This is a genomic window from Klebsiella sp. LY (assembly GCF_004010915.1).
Lineage (GTDB): Bacteria > Pseudomonadota > Gammaproteobacteria > Enterobacterales > Enterobacteriaceae > Klebsiella > Klebsiella quasipneumoniae.
The window spans coordinates 4,913,021-4,932,190 of the sequence record NZ_CP022444.1 but is presented as its reverse complement, the minus strand read 5'-3'; the positions used below and the strand labels follow the sequence as shown (position 1 = coordinate 4,932,190).

At 59.9% G+C, this 19,170-nt stretch carries 15 protein-coding genes; 6 read left to right on the top strand and 9 right to left on the bottom strand.

Annotated features, from left to right (window positions below; genetic code table 11):
* Positions 1-27: 27 nt before the first annotated feature.
* From CE636_RS27225 to CE636_RS27195, 7 genes are read right to left on the bottom strand one after another with little or no spacing between them, the layout of a single operon-like run.
* Positions 28-681 (bottom strand): HAD family hydrolase, encoded by a 654-nt coding sequence (locus tag CE636_RS27225; protein WP_017898717.1) that lies wholly within the window; start codon positions 679-681, stop codon positions 28-30.
* On the bottom strand, positions 662-1,447 hold the full coding sequence (locus CE636_RS27220; RefSeq protein WP_004204071.1) for an AfsA-related hotdog domain-containing protein: 786 nt from the start codon (positions 1,445-1,447) through the stop codon (positions 662-664). Before CE636_RS27220 ends, CE636_RS27225 begins: the two co-directional genes overlap by 20 nt.
* A 13-nt stretch (positions 1,448-1,460) precedes the next feature.
* On the bottom strand, positions 1,461-2,666 hold the full coding sequence (locus CE636_RS27215) for an acetyl-CoA C-acyltransferase (RefSeq protein ID WP_017898718.1): 1,206 nt from the start codon (positions 2,664-2,666) through the stop codon (positions 1,461-1,463).
* A gap of 2 nt (positions 2,667-2,668) precedes the next feature.
* Positions 2,669-4,153 (bottom strand): FAD-dependent oxidoreductase, encoded by a 1,485-nt coding sequence (locus CE636_RS27210; RefSeq protein ID WP_017898719.1) that lies wholly within the window; start codon positions 4,151-4,153, stop codon positions 2,669-2,671.
* Positions 4,154-4,213: 60 nt separating this feature from the next.
* A complete protein-coding gene (locus tag CE636_RS27205) occupies positions 4,214-5,278 on the bottom strand; it encodes an aldo/keto reductase (protein WP_017898720.1) in 1,065 nt (354 codons plus the stop codon).
* A complete protein-coding gene (locus CE636_RS27200) occupies positions 5,275-6,462 on the bottom strand; it encodes an MFS transporter (RefSeq protein WP_017898721.1) in 1,188 nt (395 codons plus the stop codon). The genes CE636_RS27205 and CE636_RS27200 overlap by 4 nt, the downstream gene beginning before the upstream one ends.
* A 49-nt stretch (positions 6,463-6,511) precedes the next feature.
* On the bottom strand, positions 6,512-7,510 hold the full coding sequence (locus CE636_RS27195) for an aldo/keto reductase (protein WP_017898722.1): 999 nt from the start codon (positions 7,508-7,510) through the stop codon (positions 6,512-6,514).
* 100 nt (positions 7,511-7,610) lie between these two features.
* On the opposite strand from CE636_RS27195, the gene CE636_RS27190 reads away from it, so the two are divergent.
* The 6 genes from CE636_RS27190 (at position 7,611) to CE636_RS27165 (ending at position 13,990) form a co-directional block, all read left to right on the top strand.
* On the top strand, positions 7,611-8,525 hold the full coding sequence (locus CE636_RS27190; RefSeq protein WP_017898723.1) for a LysR family transcriptional regulator: 915 nt from the start codon (positions 7,611-7,613) through the stop codon (positions 8,523-8,525).
* Positions 8,526-8,660: 135 nt separating this feature from the next.
* Positions 8,661-9,092, top strand: coding sequence for a MarR family winged helix-turn-helix transcriptional regulator (locus CE636_RS27185; protein WP_004204063.1), 432 nt, complete (start codon positions 8,661-8,663; stop codon positions 9,090-9,092).
* Positions 9,092-10,744: an MFS transporter gene (locus CE636_RS27180; RefSeq protein WP_017898724.1), complete on the top strand. Its 1,653-nt coding sequence runs from the start codon at positions 9,092-9,094 to the stop codon at positions 10,742-10,744. The genes CE636_RS27185 and CE636_RS27180 overlap by 1 nt, the downstream gene beginning before the upstream one ends.
* A 28-nt stretch (positions 10,745-10,772) precedes the next feature.
* A complete protein-coding gene (locus CE636_RS27175) occupies positions 10,773-11,858 on the top strand; it encodes an HlyD family secretion protein (protein WP_004204059.1) in 1,086 nt (361 codons plus the stop codon).
* On the top strand, positions 11,855-13,225 hold the full coding sequence (locus CE636_RS27170; RefSeq protein WP_004204058.1) for an efflux transporter outer membrane subunit: 1,371 nt from the start codon (positions 11,855-11,857) through the stop codon (positions 13,223-13,225). Before CE636_RS27175 ends, CE636_RS27170 begins: the two co-directional genes overlap by 4 nt.
* A gap of 105 nt (positions 13,226-13,330) precedes the next feature.
* Positions 13,331-13,990, top strand: coding sequence for an O-methyltransferase (locus CE636_RS27165; RefSeq protein WP_017898725.1), 660 nt, complete (start codon positions 13,331-13,333; stop codon positions 13,988-13,990).
* Between the two features lie 133 nt (positions 13,991-14,123).
* Here CE636_RS27165 and CE636_RS27160 read toward each other — a convergent pair whose 3' ends face one another.
* Complete coding sequence (locus CE636_RS27160) at positions 14,124-14,999, bottom strand: hypothetical protein (RefSeq protein WP_017898726.1); 876 nt, start codon at positions 14,997-14,999, stop codon at positions 14,124-14,126.
* Between the two features lie 155 nt (positions 15,000-15,154).
* Positions 15,155-19,057: an ATP-dependent RNA helicase HrpA gene (gene hrpA, locus CE636_RS27155; RefSeq protein ID WP_017898727.1), complete on the bottom strand. Its 3,903-nt coding sequence runs from the start codon at positions 19,055-19,057 to the stop codon at positions 15,155-15,157.
* Positions 19,058-19,170: the final 113 nt, after the last annotated feature.

Genomic DNA, 19,170 nt, shown 5'->3' with positions numbered 1-19,170 from the left:
CGCCCCTTTTTTTTTGCCGTCGCGCCGTCAGCCGACGGTGGACCACAGCACTGGCCATCCCCGACGCTGCGCCTCCGCCAGCAGACCCGGACAGGGATTCACCGCGCAGGGGTGACCAACCACGGTGAGCAGCGGCAGATCCGAGATATGATCGCCAAAGGCGTAGCACGCCGCCAGCGGCTGGCCCTGTTTCTGCGCATAGCACTGGGCATGCGTCGCCTTGTGTTCGCCGATGGCGGTCCGCCAGAGCTCGCCGGTATAGCGGTCATCCACCACCACCGGCTCCGAGCACAGGGCATGTTCCACCCCCAGCGCCGCCATCGCCGGCCAGAGAATGTCGGTCATCGACCCGGAGACAAACACCACGTCATCCCCCCGCGCCTGATGCTGCCTGAGGCGCGCCACCACCTCGTGGTGAAAACCATATCCGCCTTCGCGATACAGACGCTCGGCGACCGCCCGCACCCGGGGGCGCGACTCGTGGCGAAACAGCGAGTAATAGTAGCGGTTGATCGCTTCCCGCGGTTGACCCGCTTCGCTAAGCGCCTGAAGCTGGCGGACAATCGCCGCGGCCGTCAAACCGCACTGCAGCGGATATTCCTCGGCATAGCGGTGCAGAAACAGGAACATACTTTTGCCGGTAATCAGCGTTTCATCCACATCAAAAAAGGCGATGCTCATCCCCGTCCCCCTGCTCAATACTGACCAGATAATGTTGATGGCACTGCGCCGCCTGCTCGCACTCTTTGCGAGTGATGTAGTTAAGGTCATAGACGCTGAAGCTAAAGCCAACTTCCGCTTTGCGGGTGCCGGTCTGGTCAAACCCCACCGAGCATTCGCAGGTGAAGCGGCCATGGGCTGAACTTTTGCGTGATACTACGTTGAGGACGATGGTCACCGGCAGCGGAAAAACAAAGCAGGAAAAGGCCACCTGCAGCGAGCTCAGGGTAAAGTACTTCTCCGCCATTGCCACGCCGGCCTCCGCCAGCAGGAATTTTTCCGAGGTGGCGATGATGGTCTGCCGCGCCGCCTCGATCAGCACCATCCCCTGAATATGTTGCCCGGTCTGGTGGTCGCAGAGTAACTCCGAGGCATCCTGCAGGATCAGGCGCGCGCAATAGTTATCCTCATCGCGTTTTTCCGGCGAGGTGATGAGGATATTCGCTTTTTTACGTTTATGTACCAGCCGCTGATGATCGCGGTTGTTTTGATAATAGAGATCCTGCAGATTGACGATCTGGCGGATTTTATCCGGATAGTGCTGACGAATAATGCAGATGGTGCGGGAGATGTCGTCGAGCTGTACCCCCTGACCAATAACGATTTTATCGACGCCGGCCAGCTCGCCGCTCCAGACAAATCGCTCAAACTCATTAACCGTCAGCACATTCTCATGCCGCCGGGCAAAATCGGTAAATTTCTCACCCACCACAATTAATTTTTCCATGGCGCTTGTCTCCTCAGATCGTTTTCACCAGTAACGCAATCCCCATCCCGCCGCCGATGCACAGCGACGCCAGGCCGGTCGGTTGATTCTCCCGGCGTAGCGCGTGCACCAGACTGACCACGATCCGCGTCCCGGAACTGCCCAGCGGGTGACCGAGGGCGATCGCGCCGCCGTGGACGTTCAGGCGGGAAGCAATCTCCTCCTCCGTCATCTGATGCTCTCTGGCCAGTCCCCTGACCACCCCCAATACCTGCGCGGCAAAGGCTTCGTTAATCTCCAGCCGGGCCATATCGCTGAGCTGAAAACCACCGCGGCGCAGGGCGCACGCTATCGCCGGCAGTGGGCCGAGCCCCATCATGGACGGATCGACGCCGCCTTCGCCAAAGGAGACGATCTCCGCCAGCGGCTGCAGGCCATAGCGGGCAACGGCGCGCGCCGAAGCGAGGATCACCGACGCGGCGCCATCGTTCAGCCCGGAGGCGTTGCCCGCCGTGACGCTGCCGTCAGCGCGAAAAGCCGGTTTCAGCGCCGCCAGCTGCCCGGCGCTAAGATCATGGCGGATCGGCTCATCTTCGCGGACCGTGCTGACGCCCCGCTTCGCGCTTACCGTCACCGGCACAATCTCATCGGCAAAATAGCCGGCACGGCTGGCGACGGAGGCTTTTTGATGGCTCTCCAGCGCATACCGGTCCTGCGCCGCGCGCGAGATCTGCTCCTGCGCGGCGATGGCCTCCGCCGTTTCCCCCATCGGGATCTGCAGCAGCGGATCGGTTAACCCGTCGCGCTGGATCACATCCTCACTGCTGAATGCGCCGAATTTCATCCCGCCCCTTATCTCTCCCTGCAGCAAAAACGGCGCCTGACTCATATTTTCCATTCCGCCGGCGACCACCAGGTCGGCATAACCGCTCTGGATATGGATCGCCCCTTCGGTCATGCTTTTCATGCCGCTACCGCAGATCATATTCAGGGTGTAAGCCGGCGTTTGCACCGGGATCCCTGCCCGCAGCGCAACCTGACGCGCCGGTCCCATTCCCTGCCCGGCGGCGAGGACGCAGCCGCAGATCACCTCATCGATCCACGCCGGGTCAATGCCGGCCTGCTGCAGGTTGTGCCTGACGGTGAGCGCTGCCAGCTCCACCGCGGAGACCGTTTTCAGGGCACCAAGAAAGCGCCCCACCGGCGTACGGCAGGCCGCGACGATATAGACTTTGTTCATGATTATTCCATTACGTAGAGCGAGGAAAGATACTGCCGCGTCCCGGCTTCGCTGCCGGTAAAGCCCACATAGCCATCGGGATTAACCACCGCGTAGTCATCGGGACCGATCTGTAGCGCCTCAAGAAACGCCTTGTCCGCCGGTTCGAGGGAGCAGAACATAAACCAGCCGGCCTGCTTCAGGCGGGACAAAGGAGGACAGGCGGCGCGGGCGGAAAAGATCACCACCTTACCGCTGGCGAAGGCGTCATAGCTGTTGCGAAACGTCGCCTGCGGGGAGGCAAAAACGTACCAGGGAACATGGTGCCCTGCCAGGCCGTCCGTCTCCTGCGCCTGCGTCGCGGTGAAACCGGCGTACTGCAGCGGCAGCTGGTGACGATAGTAGTGACGGTTGCAAAACTCCGGAAAGTAGACCCCATCGATATGATTTCTCGGCACCAGACCGGCGATCAGGCCAGTATCATGGTCGGTGGAGCGCAGCACACCGCTCACCGCGGCGAAGCGCTGGGTGCGATAGGACGCCGGCAGTCGGTCAGTGGCCACGCCGTGCAGACAGAAAGCCAGCTTCCAGGCGAGGTTCACCGCATCCTGGACGCCGGTGTTCATCCCCTGCCCGCCAATGGGACTGAACAGGTGGAAGGCATCTCCCGCCAGCATAATATGGTGCTGCAGATTGTCATCGGCGATGCGGTTATAGAAATTGGCGCTGGAGGACCAGGTGAGCCTCTGCGCCGGCGGCACCTGAGGGCAGTAGCGCGCCAGCGCGGCGTTAATCTCCTGCAGGTCCGGCACCGGACGCGGCGACGGCAAGCGCCCGGCTTTTTTAATCACAATCCTGACCTGATTGTCCGGCATGGGCAGGAAAATCAGAAAGCCTTGCTCATCAATATGGTAGGAGGTCCCCGGGAGCGCCGCCGCGGGGTCGAACTGCACATCCGCCATCACAAAATGCAGCGGATAGTCATGACCGCTAAAGCCGATCCCGGCCAGCTCCCGGACGGTGCTGGCCGCGCCGTCGGCGCCGATAATATAGTCATAAGCGGCGGAACAGGCCCGACGGGCATCGTCGAGCAGGGAGACGTGATAGCGCTCCCCCTCCCGGCGCCAGGAGACCAGCTGGTGCCCGCGTCTCACCTGCCGCCCGGCGGCGGCTAATGCCGTTTCGAGGATCTTCTCCGTCCGCGGCTGCGGGATACTGACATGGAAGGGATAGCAGGTGGCGAGTCGGCGGTTATCAATATGCAGAAATTTGCGGTTTTTATAGTAAGCGTAGACTGACTGCACCTGTTTTCCCTGGGCGATCAGTTCCCCGGCAAGGCCTAAGCCGTGGAAGGCTTTAATGGTCGCCGGACTGACGCTCAGCGCTTTGGACCAGGTGGTGCTGTGGGTATTTTTATCAATGATATCAAAATCAATTCCATACTTATTCAGATAGCAGCCAATGATTAACCCTACCGGGCCGGCGCCAACAATGAGTACTTTTTTCACGATCGAGCCTCTCTGTATGCCCCATGTGGGGCATACGCGTGTTGCCTGGGTGCAGGGTGATTAGGGATAGATATCATCGGCCAGACGACGATCGCCGGCGACATTGCAGATATGCCAGTAGGGGTATGGTTTCTCTTTCTCGCTCACGCTGTTGAGGATCGCCGTCTCCTCGTCGCTCAGCGTCCAGTTCAGCGCCGCCAGGTTATCCTCCAGTTGGGCCAGTTTGGTCGCGCCGATCACCAGCGAAGCGATCCCAGGACGGGTACGCAGCCAGTTGAGCGCCACCTGCGCGACGCTGGCGTTGCGCTGGCGGGCAATCTCCTGCATCACCTCCAGGGTCTGCCAGGCCTGCTCGCGGTTGGCGATCGGCGCGGATTCGAACGGCGTGGCGTTCGCCAGGCGACTACCTTCGGGAAACGCCTGATTGCGCGGGTATTTGCCGGTGAGAAAGCCCCCGGCCAGCGGGCTCCAGACGGTGATGCCGACGTTCTGATCGACGCTGAGGGGGATAATCTCATGCTCCAGTTCACGCGCGGCGATATTGTAATAGCCCTGATAGACGCAGAATTTCTCCAGCCCAAGGCGCTCCGAGATCCCCAGCGCCTTCGCCAGCTGCCAGGCCGCGTAGTTGGAGACCCCGATATAGCGAATTTTCCCGGCGCGGATCAGGGTATCCAGCGTGCGCAGGGTATCCTCCAGTGCGGTGCGCGGATCGAACCCGTGAAGGTGATAGATATCGATATAATCGGTCTTCAGCCGCTGCAGGCTGGCCTCGACGGCATTGATGATATGGTAGCGCGACGCCCCCAGCGCATTCGGGCTGGGGTCGGTTTGCCAGCGCCCTTTCGTGCCGATAATCACCTGCTGGCGTTTTCCCTTCAGCGCGTTGCCGAGCAGCTCTTCGCCCTGGCCGTTCTTATAACAGTCCGCGGTATCAAAAAAGTTAATCCCGGCGTCCAGCGCTTTGTACACCAGATCGTAGGCCGTCTGCTCAGGCACCACGCCGAATTCCGACCAGTTGCGCCCCGGCGCGCCGAGAAAGGCCCCTTTCTCGCCAAACGTCATGGCGCCGAAACAGAGCTCCGAAACCGACAGCCCGGTGGAACCTAAATACCGATACTTCATGCTTGACTTCCTTTTAAAGGTGACAACGTCACACTAGCGATAACCAATCCGCTGGCGGTCAGGCAAGCACCGGCCAGAGGAATGTGAGATAGAGAGACGCCAGAGGCGAGCAGCAGCCCGCCAAACCAGGCGCCGCCGGCATTGCCGAGGTTAAAGGCGGCGATATTGCACGAGGAGACCATGCTTTTACCGCTCTCACTGCTGTCCAGCGCCTGCATCTGCAGCGGCGGAATGGTGGAGAACATCGCCGCCCCCAGCAAAAACACCGCCGCGCAGGCACCAGGCAGCGTCTGAATAGCCAACGGGAAAAGGCACAGGACGACGCTCAGCAAAGCGAGAGTCAGCAGCAGCGCCCGGCGGACGCCGCCGTCGGTCAGTCGGCCGCCAAGATGATTCCCGGCGACCATCCCAACGCCGAACAGCATCAGCACCGGCGGAATAAGGTGTTCGCTCATCCCGGTGACGGTTTTCAGCATCGGCGCGATGTAGGTGAAGGCGGCGAAGACGCCGGAGAACCCGAGGGCAGTGATCAGCAGGCTGCGCAGCACCGCGGGATGGCGGAGCACCTTTAGCTCATCACGGATCCGGCTCTGGGCCGACGGTTGCGCCTGACGGCCAGGCACCAGGGCAATGACTGCCAGGGCGGAGAGAACGCCGATCAGCGTGACCATATAGAAGGTATAGCGCCAGCCAAGGTACTGCCCCACCCAGGCGCCGAGCGGCACGCCCAGAATATTGGCCAGGGTGGCGCCGAGAAACACGGCGGAGACCGCCGAAGCTCGTTTATCTACCGGCGCCAGCTCCGCGGCATAGACTGAGCTTATTCCGAAAAACGAAGCGTGAGCGAAAGCGGTTATTACCCTGGCAATAATTAGCATGGTCATATTACCGGCGATCGCGCAGCCTAAATTTCCAATGGAAAATAAGATCATCAAAAATAACAGCGCCGGTTTTTTGCGATAACGGCTTAATAGCGGCGTAAGCAGCGGCGCGCCAATCACCACCCCACAGGCATAAGCGGTAATAGACCAGGCGGCAAGGGTAATGGATATATGAAAATCATGGGCCACATCGAGTAATAAACCCATAATCACAAATTCGGTGGTGCCAATACCAAATGAACCCACGGAAAGCGCATACACCGCCGCAGGCAATCCCGCCGGACGGGAAACAGCAATAGTCATAAGTTACCTTATCTCCCGCCAGAACGGCGGGAGGAACGTATTCAGGAGATTATTTATCGATTAAATTAAAGTCGCCCTGGTTATAGCGTAAGCCGGCGACGTTTTCGGCAGCGAAAATATGATCGATGGTGAGAATATCTTCAGGCGAGAGCATAATATCGGCCGCAGCGGCATTATCGCGCAGGTGATTGATTTTTCGTGCCCCGGGGATCGGCACGATATCTTCGCCTTTGCTCATCACCCAGGCGAGAGCCATCTGCGCCAGGGTGGCATCGTAGCGGCCGGCGACCTGCTGCAGATGGTCGAGCAACTGCTGGTTTTTGCGCATGGTTTCGGCCTGGAAGCGTGGCAGATTGCGACGAAAATCATCGGCAGCGAAGAGGCTGGGGTCGGTGATTTTGCCTGTCAGGAAGCCGCGCCCCAGCGGGCTGTAAGGGACAAAGCCCACCCCCAGCTCGCGGCAGGCCTTGAGGATGCCGCCCTCCGGCTCACGGGTCCACAGCGAGTATTCCGTCTGCACCGCGGTAATCGGATGCACCTTGCAGGCCCGGCGCAGCGTCTGGGCTGACACTTCCGACAGCCCGATGTGGCGAATTTTACCCTCTTTAACCAGGTCGGCCATGGTGCCCACCACCTCTTCCACCGGCACCGCGGGATCGACGCGGTGCTGATAGAGCAGATCGATGGTCTCGATATTCAGCCGCTTCAGCGACCCTTCCACCGCCTCACGAATATGTTCCGGACGGCTGTCGACGCCGGCCATCCGCTCCAGCCCCTGGCCGGTCGGCAGAATACGAAAGCCAAATTTGGTGGCAATCTGCACCTTATCGCGGATGCCTTTAATCGCTTTCCCGACAAGGACTTCATTGTCAAATGGCCCATACACTTCGGCGGAATCGAGGAAGGTCACGCCCATGTCCACTGCGGCATGGATGGTATTTATCGCCTGCGACTCCTCAGCGCCGCCATAGGCAAAACTCATTCCCATACACCCGAGACCCAATGCGGAAACCTGGAACTTCTCTTTTCCGAGATAACGTGTTTTCACCTTATTTTCCTTACGTGCTGAATGTTATTAAATATATACTTCCCTTTTACATTGATAACAATTAATCTATTCCGAACGCGGTGTTAGCTGGAAATTAACAATGAAAACGTTGCCTGATTTGCAACAAATTGAAATATTAATACTCATAGTGAAACATGGTAGTTTTCGACAAGCTGCCAGAGCATTAAATCTTTCACCGCCGGCCCTCACCAGCGCTATTAATCATCTGGAAGAAAAATTAGGCGTGCGCCTGCTCAATCGCTCGACGCGCAGTTTGTCTTTAACCGCCGTGGGTGAGGAATTTCTTAATAATATGACGCCGGTGGTTAATGATTATCGCCGGGTAGTCGACAGTCTGAATTATCACCGTCTGACCCCGGAAGGGGTGGTGAAAGTCAATTTACCGCGCATTGTTCTCGACCTTTTCTTTCAGCGCTATTTTATTGCTTTTAAAACCGCCTATCCTGACGTGACGCTGGAGCTGTTTACCACCGATCGGAAAGTGAATATTATCGAGTCCGGTTTTGACGCTGGCATTCGTTATTCCCGGGATGTGCCCAAAGATATGATTGCCATCCCCTTTGGCGAGAAACTGTCGCTGATCCCGGTAGCCAGCCCGGACTATCTCCGCCAGGCCGGAGCGCCCGACACCCCGCAGTCGCTGATCAATTTTCGCTGTATCAACCGATGTTTTCCCAGCGGCGAAAAGTATCGGTGGGAGTTTATCAGCCCCGACGGCGAGCCAGGCGAAGTCGCAGTCAAAGGCGATCTGGTCGTCGATTCCGATACGGCGATGATCCAGGCGGCGGAGAGCGGACTGGGGATCGCCTTTGTCTATCAGTCGCTGGTCTCCGCGCAACTGAACGCCGGCAGCCTGATCCGATTATTGCCCAGCTACCGCTACCCGGCGGATCATTTCTGCGTCTACTATCCGAGTCGCAAACATATTCCCGCGCCCCTGCGCGCTTTTATCACCTGGGTGATGGCGCAGAATAAGAGCATCCTCCATGAGTAAATGGCCTGAGGGGGTATCCTCCTGTTCGCTACAATAAACGCACACACCGTTAACCCTTATTTATCCTTTCCCTTGAATTTCGTCGGTCGTCAGGCATAAACTCGTTAGAGCTCTAACGATTTTGGCAGACGACCTATGGACCATCGACAGCTAAACTTCTCCCATCTTTTATATCTGACCGCCCATCACTGGCGGCTGGCGGTTAATCGTCGGCTGAAAAACCTCGGCCTCAGCCAGGCCAGCTGGGTAGCGGTCGCCGCTATCGCCCGCCATCACCAGCCGCTGTCGCAAAGCGAACTGGCGCAGGAGCTGGGAGTGGAGAGCGCGACCATTGTGCCGCTGATCAACCGCCTGGTGACCCTCGGCCTGGTGGAGCGCGTCACCACCGACCGCGATAAACGCAAGCGGCTGCTGGTGGTCACCGACCAGGGGCAGGCCCTCTTCGAGCAGGTCAAAACGGTGGCGGACGATCTGCGTGAAGAGATCCTGACGGCGATTACTCCGCAGGAGCGGGAACAAACTCAGCGGGTGCTGGAAAAGCTGTTGCGCGAAGTGGAGAAGAAATAATGCCCCGTCGTCAGAGTAACCCTTACGCCCCCCATGACTGGGCGCCGCATGAAAAACCGGCCCTGCTCGGCTCGCCATCGACGCCGCTGCACAGCCCGGCGAAGCGCCTGGCCTACGGGGTGGTCGGGCTGCTGGTGTGCCTCACCGGCGCGCTGGGCAACGCGGTAGTCACCGCCAATCTGCAGCTGCTGCAGGGCACCTTCGCCGCCTGGTCGACGGAGATCGCCTGGCTGCCGGCGGTGTATGTCATGACCAACGTCTCCATCAACCTGCTGCTGGTGAAATTTCGTCAACAGTTCGGGCTGCGCGCCTTTACCGAAGGCTTTCTGGTGCTCTATGTGCTGGTCACCTTCTTCCACCTGTTCGTCAACGATCTCAGCTCGGCGATGATGGTCCGCGCCGCCCACGGCATGGTGGCCGCGGCGCTCAGCTCGCTGGGGATCTACTATCAGGTGCAGGCCTGGCCCGCACGCCACCGCCTTAAAGGGCTGACCATCGGTATCACTGGCTCGTCGCTGGCCATTCCGCTGGCGCGCCTCTTTTCCACCGAGCTGCTGCAGACCGACGAATGGCGCGGGCTCTACTTCTTTGAACTGGGGCTGGCGCTGGTGTCGCTGGCCTGCGTCATCGCGCTGAAGCTGCCGCCGAGCGATCGTAAAAAGGTGTTCGAGAAGAAGGATTTTATCACCTTCTTCCTGCTGGCCCCCGGCATGGCGCTGGTGTGCGCGGTGCTGTCGCTGGGGCGGCTCGAGTGGTGGTTCGAAGCGCCGTGGATCGGCTGGTCGCTGGCGGCGGCGGTGGTGCTGATCGTCGCTGCCATCGCCTTCGAGCATAACCGCAGCAATCCCCTGCTCAATACCAAATGGCTCTCCAGCGGCAGTATCCTGCGCCTCGGTCTGATTATGCTGCTGATCCGCATCGTGCTGGCGGAGCAGAATACCGGGGTGATCGGCTGGCTGCAGTACGTTGGCCTGCAAAACGAACAGATGACCAACCTTGCGTGGTCAATTTTCGCCGGCATTCTGTGCGGGATCATTGCCAGCTGCCTGACGCTTAACCCGCAGAAGCTCTACTGGCCGACCGCCACCGCCCTGGCGCTGATCATGGTGGCCTCGCTGCTCGACAGTCAGTCCAACGCCCTCACCCGCCCGGAACAACTGATGTTCAGCCAGTTTTTGCTTGGCTTCGGCAGCGCCTTCTTTCTGGCGCCGGCGATGCTCGCCGGTATTGGCGGGGTGTTCGCCGATCCGCGCAACCTGGTCAGCTTCTCGGTGCTGTTCGGCATGAGCCAGAACATCGGCGGCCTGCTGGGATCGGCGATCCTCGGTACTTTCCAGACCTGGCGGGAGAAATTTCACTCCAGTCAGCTGGCGGATCAGATCACCACCCTCAACCCGCTGATCGTCGAGCGTCTGCAGCAGTACAGCCAGATGTACCAGAGCCAGATCGGCGACAGCACGCTGCTTAACGTCCAGGCCACGACGCTCCTGCAAAACGCCGCGACGCTGCAGGCCAATATTCTCGCCTGGAATGATACCTATCTGCTGACGGCGGCGATCTCCGCCGGGACGTTAGTGTGGGTTTTCTGGCGCTTAATTCGCTTACGACTAACCGCCCGTATCGCATTAAAACGCGCCACTGGCAGCAAATAATTATCATCATTTCATCTCTGGAGTCGTTATGAGTCAGCAGGATGCGGCCAAACAACAGGCCAATACCCGAAACAACATTCGCGTGGTCTCCATTTTTACCGCCGCGGCGATAGGCCTCGTCGGCGTACTGGTGATCCTCTATGCCTGGCAGCTACCGCCGTTCACCCGGCATAGCCAGTTTACCGACAACGCCTACGTGCGCGGGCAGACCACCTTTATCAGCCCACAGGTCAACGGCTACATCACTGCCGTCAACGTCAAGGATTTCGCCATCGTTCAGCCGGGCGAGGTACTGTTCCAGATAGACGATCGCATCTATAAGCAGCGGGTGCACCAGGCCCAGGCCACCCTGGCGATGAAGGAGGCGGCGCTGCGCAACAACCTGCAGCAGCGCAAAAGCGCCGAGGCGACGATCGCCAAAAACGAAGCCGCGCTGCAAAACGCCCGCGCGCAGAATCTGAAAATCCAGGCCGATTTAAAAAGGGTGCAGGAACTGACCGCCGATGGCTCGCTGTCGATCCGCGAGCGTGATTCCGCCCGCGCCAGCGCCGCCCAGGGGGCAGCGGATATTGAACAGGCGAAAGCGGCGCTGGAGATGTCGCGCCAGGATCTCGAATCGACCATCGTCAATCGCGATTCGCTGGAGGCCGACGTGGCCAGCGCCAAAGCCGCCCTCGAACTGGCGCAGATTGACCTGCAGAATACGCAGATCATCGCCCCCACCGGCGGCCAGCTGGGGCAGATTTCGGTGCGTCTTGGCGCTTACGTCAGCGCCGGAACCCATCTGACTTCGCTGGTCCCGCCGCAGCACTGGGTGATCGCCAACCTGAAAGAGACCCAGCTGGCCGATGTGCGTATCGGCCAGCCGGTTACCTTCACCGTTGACGCGCTCAACGGCGAGACCTTCCACGGCAAGGTGCAGAGTATCTCCCCGGCGACCGGGGTGGAGTTCAGCGCTATTTCGCCGGACAACGCTACCGGCAACTTCGTCAAGATCGCCCAGCGCATCCCGGTGCGCATCACGGTTAACGAGGGGCAGCGCAACAGCGAGCGCCTGCGCCCCGGCATGTCGGTGCAGGTGACCATTGATACCCGCGCGGAGAAGCAGCCATGATCCGCCCGGTCACCCTTGTCATCGTCCTGGCGCTGGTCGGCTGTCAGTCCGCCGATGTCCAGCGCGCGCAGCCGACCCTGACCATCCCTGCCGCCTGGCGGGCCGACGTTGGCCCTGCCAGCCCGGTGGAAGGCGTATGGTGGCGCAATTTTCATGACAGTGCGCTGAATCAGTATGTCGACCGGGCGCTGCGCTATAACAGCGATGTGCTGATCGCCCGCGAGCGGGTCAATGAGTATCAGGCGCGGGCGTATGCCGCCGACAGCAGCCTTTTTCCCTCGCTGGATGCCAGCCTGACCGGCACCCGCGCCCGCGCGCAGTCCGCCGCCACCGGCCTGCCGATCCACAGCACGCTGTACAAAGGCGGCCTGACCGCCAGCTATGATGTCGATATCTGGGGCGCGAACCGCAGCGCGGCCAGCGCCGCCGGGGCCAGCCTCGAGGCGCAGAAAGCCGCTGCCGCCGCGGCCAATTTGAGCGTCGCCGCCTCGGTGGCCGTGGGCTACGTGACGCTGCTGTCGCTGGATGAGCAGCTGCGGGTCACGCAGCAGACGCTCCAATCACGGGAAGACGCCTGGCGGCTGGCCAAACGTCAGTTTGAAACCGGGTATACCTCGCGCCTTGAGCTGATGCAGGCGGATTCGGAGCTGCGCTCAACGCGGGCGCAGATCCCGCCGCTGCAGCACCAGATTGCGCAGCAGGAAAACGCCCTCAGCGTGCTGCTGGGGGATAACCCCGGCGCGGTAAAACGCGGCGAATTCGCCGGGCTCACCCCGCTGCGTCTGCCCTCGCAGTTGCCGTCCACCCTACTCAACCGCCGCCCGGATATCGTACAGGCCCAGCGTCAGCTGGTAGCCGCCGATGCCACCCTGGCCTCGTCGCAGGCGCAGCTGCTGCCGTCTATCAACCTGACCGCCACCGGCAGCCTGCAGGACCGGACGCTGCCGGATCTGCTCGACGATCCGCTGCGACTGTGGAGCATTGGCGGTAGCATCCTGGCGCCGCTGCTTAACCGCCAGGCGTTAAACGCCCAGGTGGATGTCTCCATGGCCCAGCGCAACCAGGCGCTGTACAGCTATGAGAAAACGGTGCGCGGCGCGTTCAAAGAGGTCAATGACAGCCTTGACGCCATTAGCCGCTACGGCGAACAGTTGACCGAGCTGCAGGGACAGGTGGCGGTAGCGGAGGAAACATTGCGCATTGCGCAGAATCGCTACCGTAACGGCTACTCTTCGTATCTGGATGTGCTTGATGCCCAGCGAACGCTGTTCTCCACCCAGCTTAGCGTGGTCCAGGTGAAGAATAACCTGCTGCTGGCGCAGATCGATCTGTACCGGGCGCTGGGAGGCGGCTGGATGAACGCGTGAAAGCCTGCGCGCGTCGGTCCGCCACCGTCCGGAGCGCGGAAGCCAGTATTCAGGCCGGGATAGCGTTGCGCCACCCGTCCACTACTACCACCAGGGAGTTAATCTATGCAACAACAGTGGTCTGCTGTCGATAATTACATGATTTCTTCGCTTATTCCTGATGATGACGTGCTGAGACAGGTTCTGGAAAACAACAAACGCGCCGGGCTACCTGAACATGATGTTGCGGCCAATCAGGGGCAATTTCTGGCGCTGTTGGTGCGCATGACCCAGGCGCGGCGGATCCTTGAAATTGGCACGCTCGGCGCCTATAGCGCCATCTGGATGGCGCGTGCGCTGCCCGCCGACGGAAAGCTGATTACCCTCGAGGCCGACCCGACGCATGCGGGGGTGGCGCGCCAGAATATCCGCCTCGCCGGGCTAAACGAGCGCATTGAGCTTATTGAAGGACCCGCGCTGAACACGCTGGAAAATTTGGCGAACACGCCGCCATTCGACCTGATCTTTATTGATGCCGATAAACCTAATAATCCTCACTATCTGGAGTGGGCGCTGCACTATTCCCGCCCCGGGACGCTGATCGTGGGCGATAACGTGGTGCGCGATGGCGAGGTGATTAATGGGCAAAGCGATGACGCGCGTGTGCAGGGCGTGCGTCGGTTTATCGAGATGATCGGCGATAACCCGCGGCTCACCGCCACCGCGCTGCAGACGGTGGGCATTAAGGGATGGGATGGCTTTACGCTGGCGCTGGTGAATGGCTGAGATCCGGGCGGCCTGATGCCCTCACCCCGGCCCTCTCCCCCAGAGAGAGGGAGAAACCCCGCTCTCCTGCCCGGCAGCACCAGCCTGCATGAACCTATGCTGCCGGGCCAGCGGGGCTTTCTGCCGCGGAGGATCATCGAGGATAATAGGTATACTGGTAGTGCAGAGACTGATCTTTCATTGCCCCTGCAGCAGGCTGCTCGCCATACTCCGCAGTACAGTTCCCCTCGGGATCCCACCCTAAACAACGGGCCTGGCGTGGTCCATTATACGTTGAGGTCGTTTCCCGGGATATCCAGCGCCCTTTTTCATCCCAACGCAGCGTCGAGGTGGAGTCCGAGTCAGCCATGCGGCTAAGGCGCCCATCCGTATAGCGGTAATCGACAGCAAGCATGACCATCATACCGCCGTTGACCGTTTTACGGACCAGGCGGTGCCGGTCGTCATACTGATAGGTGGTCGTATGCAGGACTTTGGGCGGTTGCTGCGTCGCGGACACATTTTCGGCGCGCACAATCCGCCCGAGAGAATCGGTATAAAACTGTTCGCGCATCACCATCTTGCTGATATTTCCCGTCGCGCTCCGGGTCTGCCGGATATATTCCCGCATCCATCCTTTATCATTTCGCCAGCGAACATTATCTCTGACGATCGTTGAGCCATGTGCTGTGTTAAGGGTTTTTGCCCGCTCATAGCTTGCCAGCCGGCGGCATCGCGCGAAACGAAGGGCGCCATATTCGTTATTCTGGCTGCCGACGATTTGCACGCTCTGCACTTCGCCGTTCAGCGGCGGAAGGGAGGTCAAAATAAAAAAGTTCGCATCGTTGAACGCCCGCTGTGTTTCATCGCAGGAGGAAGCGTCAACGAAGGGTTTACACGCGGGCATCACAAGGATAGCCAGCGCCAGCATGAGGAATTTGTCCATATCAAGAAGGGTAAAAATAGACTCCGTGTTCTGGTTTTCCTGCGAAACAAGGCTAAAAATACGCGAAGACAGCCGATGACCCAAGCCGGCAGGTCGATTTTCAGATTCCGTTCATTTTTCATTCGGCGGGGAAGCATCAGGGCGGGGAGATAACCGGGTACGGCGTACGGCTTCGCGACCGCTCCCGGGTTTCCCCTGCCCGGCAAGCACTGCGCCGCCGGGCAGGGAAAAGGGTGGGATTACGGCGTCACCTGCTCCATCGCCTGCAGGACACGTTTGTCCGAGATGGGGTACGGGGTCCCCAGCTGCTGGGCGAAGAAGCTCACCCGCAGCTCCTCGATCATCCAGCGGATCTCCCGGACATCGTCGTCCTCACGGCGGTTCGGCGGTAGCTTATTCAGCCACTGCTGCCACGCCTGCTGCACGCTCTCAATTTTCAGCATCTGCGCGCGGTCGCGGTGCGGATCGATAGCCATCTTCTCCAGGCGCTTTTCAATCGCCTGTAGGTAGCGCAGCGTATCGCCAAGACGACGGAAGCCGTTGCCGGTGACAAAGCCGCGGTAAACCAGCCCCGCCATCTGCGCTTTGATGTCCGACAGCCCCAGCGCCATGGTCATATCCACCCGGCCTTTCAGCCGTTTGTTGATATTGAACACCGCAGTGAGGATCTGCTCGACCTGTTTGGCGATCTCCACCACCGTCTCGTTGAGCTCGGCGCGAACTTTATCGTGCAGCTGGTTGAAGCCCTCTTCCGTCCATACCGGACCGCCCGCCTCGTCGATAAGCTTATCAACGCCGCAGGAGATGCAGTCGTCAATCAGATCCAGCACTTTGCCGTACGGGTTGAAATAGAGCCCGAGCTTGGCTTTGTTCGGCAGTTTCTCGTGCAGATACTTAATGGGCGACGGAATGTTAAGCAGCAGCAGGCGACGCAGACCGCGCCACATGGCCTGCTGCTGTTCCTGTGGATTATCAAACAGCTTGATGGCCACGCTGTCGCGCTCGTCCACCAGCGCCGGCCAGGCTTTCACCTTATAGTTGCCGCGCTTCTGTTCATAGCTTTCCGCCAGGGTGCCAAAGCTCCAGATATGCAGCCCGCTCTGCTCGATGCCATCATCAGCGACCGCCGACAGCGTCTCCTGAACTTTGCCCTTCAGCGCCTCTTTCAGCGCCTGCAGCGAGCGCCCTTCCTGCAGCTTCTTGTTTTTATCATCCACCACCCGGAAAGTGATTTTCAGGTGATCGGGCACCTGATCCCACTGCCAGGCTTCGCGGTCGATGGTCACGCCGGTCATCTTACGCAGCTCGCGCTCCAGGGAATCGAGCAACGGCAGCTCAAGCGGCGTCGCCCGGCCAAGAAACGCTTCCGCATAGTTGGGAGCCGGGACAAAATTGCGCCGCACCGGCTTCGGCAGCGATTTTATCAGCGCGATAATCAGCTCGCGACGCAGGCCGGGGATCTGCCATTCAAACCCGGCCTCCTCCACCTGGTTCAGCAGCGGCAGCGGAATATGCACCGTCACGCCGTCGGCGTCGGCGCCCGGCTCAAACTGATAGCTAAGCCGCAGCTTAAGGTTGCCCTGATGCCAGAAGTTCGGATAGTCCAGCTTGCTAACCTGCTCCGCCCCTTCCTTAATCAGCATGCTCTTCTCAAAGTTGAGCAGATCCGGCGTCTCTTTGCTGGCCTGCTTCCACCAGCTGTCGAAGTGGCGGGCGGAGATGACGTCGTGGCTGATGCGCTGGTCGTAGAATTCGAACAGGGTCTCGTCGTCCACCAGAATGTCGCGGCGGCGCGACTTATGCTCCAGCTCTTCGATTTCCGCCCGCAGCTTCAGGTTCTCCCGGAAGAAGGCGTGGCGCGTTTGCCAGTCGCCCTCCACCAGCGCGTGGCGGATAAACAGCTCGCGGCACAGCGCCGGATCGATCTGGCTGTAGTTGACCTTACGCGCGCCCACGATCGGCAGGCCGTAGACGGTGACCTTTTCCGTCGCCATCACCGCGCCCTGCGCCCGCTCCCAGTGCGGCTCGCTATATGAGCGTTTGATCAGGTGCTGCGCTACCGGCTCCACCCACTCCGGCTCAATGCGGGCGGCAATGCGGCCCCACAGCCGGCTGGTCTCCACCAGTTCCGCCACCATCGTCCACTTCGGCGGCTTTTTAAACAGACCGGACCCCGGGAAAATGGAAAAGCGGGCGTTGCGCGCCCCGGTAAACTCCTGTTTATCGGCATCCTTCATGCCGATGTGCGACAGCAGACCGGTCAGCAGCGCGGTATGGATCTCGCGATATTCCGCTGGCTCGCTGTTGATCGGCAGGCCAAGCTCCTTCACCACCTGGCGCAGCTGGGTATAGATATCCTGCCACTCGCGCACGCGCAGATAGTTCAGAAAATCGACCCGGCACTGACGGCGGAACTGATTCGACGACAGGGCTTTCTGCTGTTCGCCGAGATAGTTCCACAGGTTCACAAAGGCAAGGAAGTCAGACTCTTTATCGTGAAAGCGGCGGTGTTTTTCGTCAGAGGCCTGCTGTTTGTCCATCGGCCGCTCGCGCGGATCCTGAATCGACAGCGCGGAGGTGATGATCATCGCTTCTCGCACGCAGCCGTGCTTCTGCGCCTCCAGCACCATCCGCGCCAGACGCGGGTCTACCGGCAACTGGCTAAGCTGACGGCCCATCGGGGTCAGCTTGTAGGCGGTGGCCTGCTCATCGGTGGTGATGGCGCCCAGCTCTTCCAGCAGGCGCACGCCGTCCTGAATGTTGCGCTTATCCGGCGCTTCAACGAACGGGAAGGCGGCGATATCGCCTAAGCCCAGGGCGGTCATCTGCAGGATGACCGACGCCAGGTTGGTGCGCAGAATTTCCGGATCGGTAAATTCCGGGCGCGACAGGAAATCGTCTTCTGAATAAAGACGAATACAGATCCCTTCCGAGACGCGACCGCAGCGGCCTTTTCGCTGGTTGGCGGACGCCTGGGAAACTGGCTCGATCGGCAGGCGCTGCACCTTGGTGCGGTAGCTGTAGCGGCTGATACGGGCGGTACCGGGATCGATAACGTACTTAATGCCCGGTACGGTCAGCGAGGTTTCCGCCACGTTGGTCGCCAGCACGATGCGTCGTCCACTGTGCGGCTGGAAGACGCGGTTCTGCTCGCTGTTGGACAAGCGAGCGTACAGCGGCAGCACTTCGGTATGGCGCAGATCCAGCTTATTCAGCGCATCGGCGGTATCGCGAATCTCCCGCTCGCCGCTCATAAAGATCAGAATATCGCCGGGCCCTTCGCGCCCGAGCTCATCGACGGCATCAAAGATCGCCTGCAGCTGATCGCGCTCGGTATCGTCCGCCTCTTCCACTATCGGCCGATAGCGCACTTCCACCGGGTAAGTCCGCCCGGAGACTTCGATAATCGGCGCATTATTGAAATGCTTTGAGAAACGTTCCGGGTCGATGGTCGCCGAGGTGATGATAATTTTCAGGTCAGGACGGCGCGGCAGCAGCTCTTTCAAATAGCCGAGCAGGAAGTCAATGTTCAGGCTGCGCTCGTGCGCTTCATCGATAATGATGGTGTCGTACTGCATCAGCAGGCGATCCTGCTGGATCTCCGCCAGCAGAATACCGTCGGTCATCAGCTTGACCATGGTGTTGTCGCTGACGTGATCGCTAAAGCGGACCTTATAGCCGATACAGCCGCCCGGCTCCGTTTGCAGCTCCTCGGCGATACGGTTGGCCACGGTTCGCGCGGCCAGACGGCGCGGCTGGGTATGGCCGATTAGCCCTTTCAGCCCGCGGCCCAGCTCCATGCAGATTTTTGGCAGCTGGGTGGTTTTACCCGAACCGGTCTCCCCGGCGACAATCACCACCTGGTGATCGCGTACCGCCTCGAGAATTTCTTGTTTTTTCTGGCTAACCGGCAGATTTTCCGGATAGGTGATGGCCGGACGCGCCGCTTCGCGCAGCAGGACTTTACCGGCTGCCTGGCTTATCTCCTGCGCCATCTCCTGAAGGATGGCCTGTTGCGATTCAGGATTTTTAACCTTCTTCACGCCGTGCAGACGGCGGGCAAAGCGCGTTTTGTCGCGCAGCATCAGGCCGTCGAGCTGTTGATAAAGCTGGGGGAAGGTGATTTTTTGTTGTTCTGTCATAGCGTTATCGGGCAGAGCTCTGCCGGGAAAATCTCTTTTGAAGTATTGCCTTAGAGTACCACATCTGCGCCACTCATGCCTTGTTCAAAAAATCTGAACATAGGATTCGATAT

Coding starts and splice junctions, on each gene's coding strand:
- CE636_RS27225 (WP_017898717.1), bottom strand. CDS start 681: ATGAGCATCGCCTTTTTTGATGTGGATGAAACGCTGATTACCGGCAAA.
- CE636_RS27220 (WP_004204071.1), bottom strand. CDS start 1,447: ATGGAAAAATTAATTGTGGTGGGTGAGAAATTTACCGATTTTGCCCGG.
- CE636_RS27215 (WP_017898718.1), bottom strand. CDS start 2,666: ATGAACAAAGTCTATATCGTCGCGGCCTGCCGTACGCCGGTGGGGCGC.
- CE636_RS27205 (WP_017898720.1), bottom strand. CDS start 5,278: ATGAAGTATCGGTATTTAGGTTCCACCGGGCTGTCGGTTTCGGAGCTC.
- CE636_RS27200 (WP_017898721.1), bottom strand. CDS start 6,462: ATGACTATTGCTGTTTCCCGTCCGGCGGGATTGCCTGCGGCGGTGTAT.
- CE636_RS27190 (WP_017898723.1), top strand. CDS start 7,611: ATGAAAACGTTGCCTGATTTGCAACAAATTGAAATATTAATACTCATA.
- CE636_RS27185 (WP_004204063.1), top strand. CDS start 8,661: ATGGACCATCGACAGCTAAACTTCTCCCATCTTTTATATCTGACCGCC.
- CE636_RS27180 (WP_017898724.1), top strand. CDS start 9,092: ATGCCCCGTCGTCAGAGTAACCCTTACGCCCCCCATGACTGGGCGCCG.
- CE636_RS27175 (WP_004204059.1), top strand. CDS start 10,773: ATGAGTCAGCAGGATGCGGCCAAACAACAGGCCAATACCCGAAACAAC.
- CE636_RS27170 (WP_004204058.1), top strand. CDS start 11,855: ATGATCCGCCCGGTCACCCTTGTCATCGTCCTGGCGCTGGTCGGCTGT.
- CE636_RS27165 (WP_017898725.1), top strand. CDS start 13,331: ATGCAACAACAGTGGTCTGCTGTCGATAATTACATGATTTCTTCGCTT.
- hrpA (WP_017898727.1), bottom strand. CDS start 19,057: ATGACAGAACAACAAAAAATCACCTTCCCCCAGCTTTATCAACAGCTC.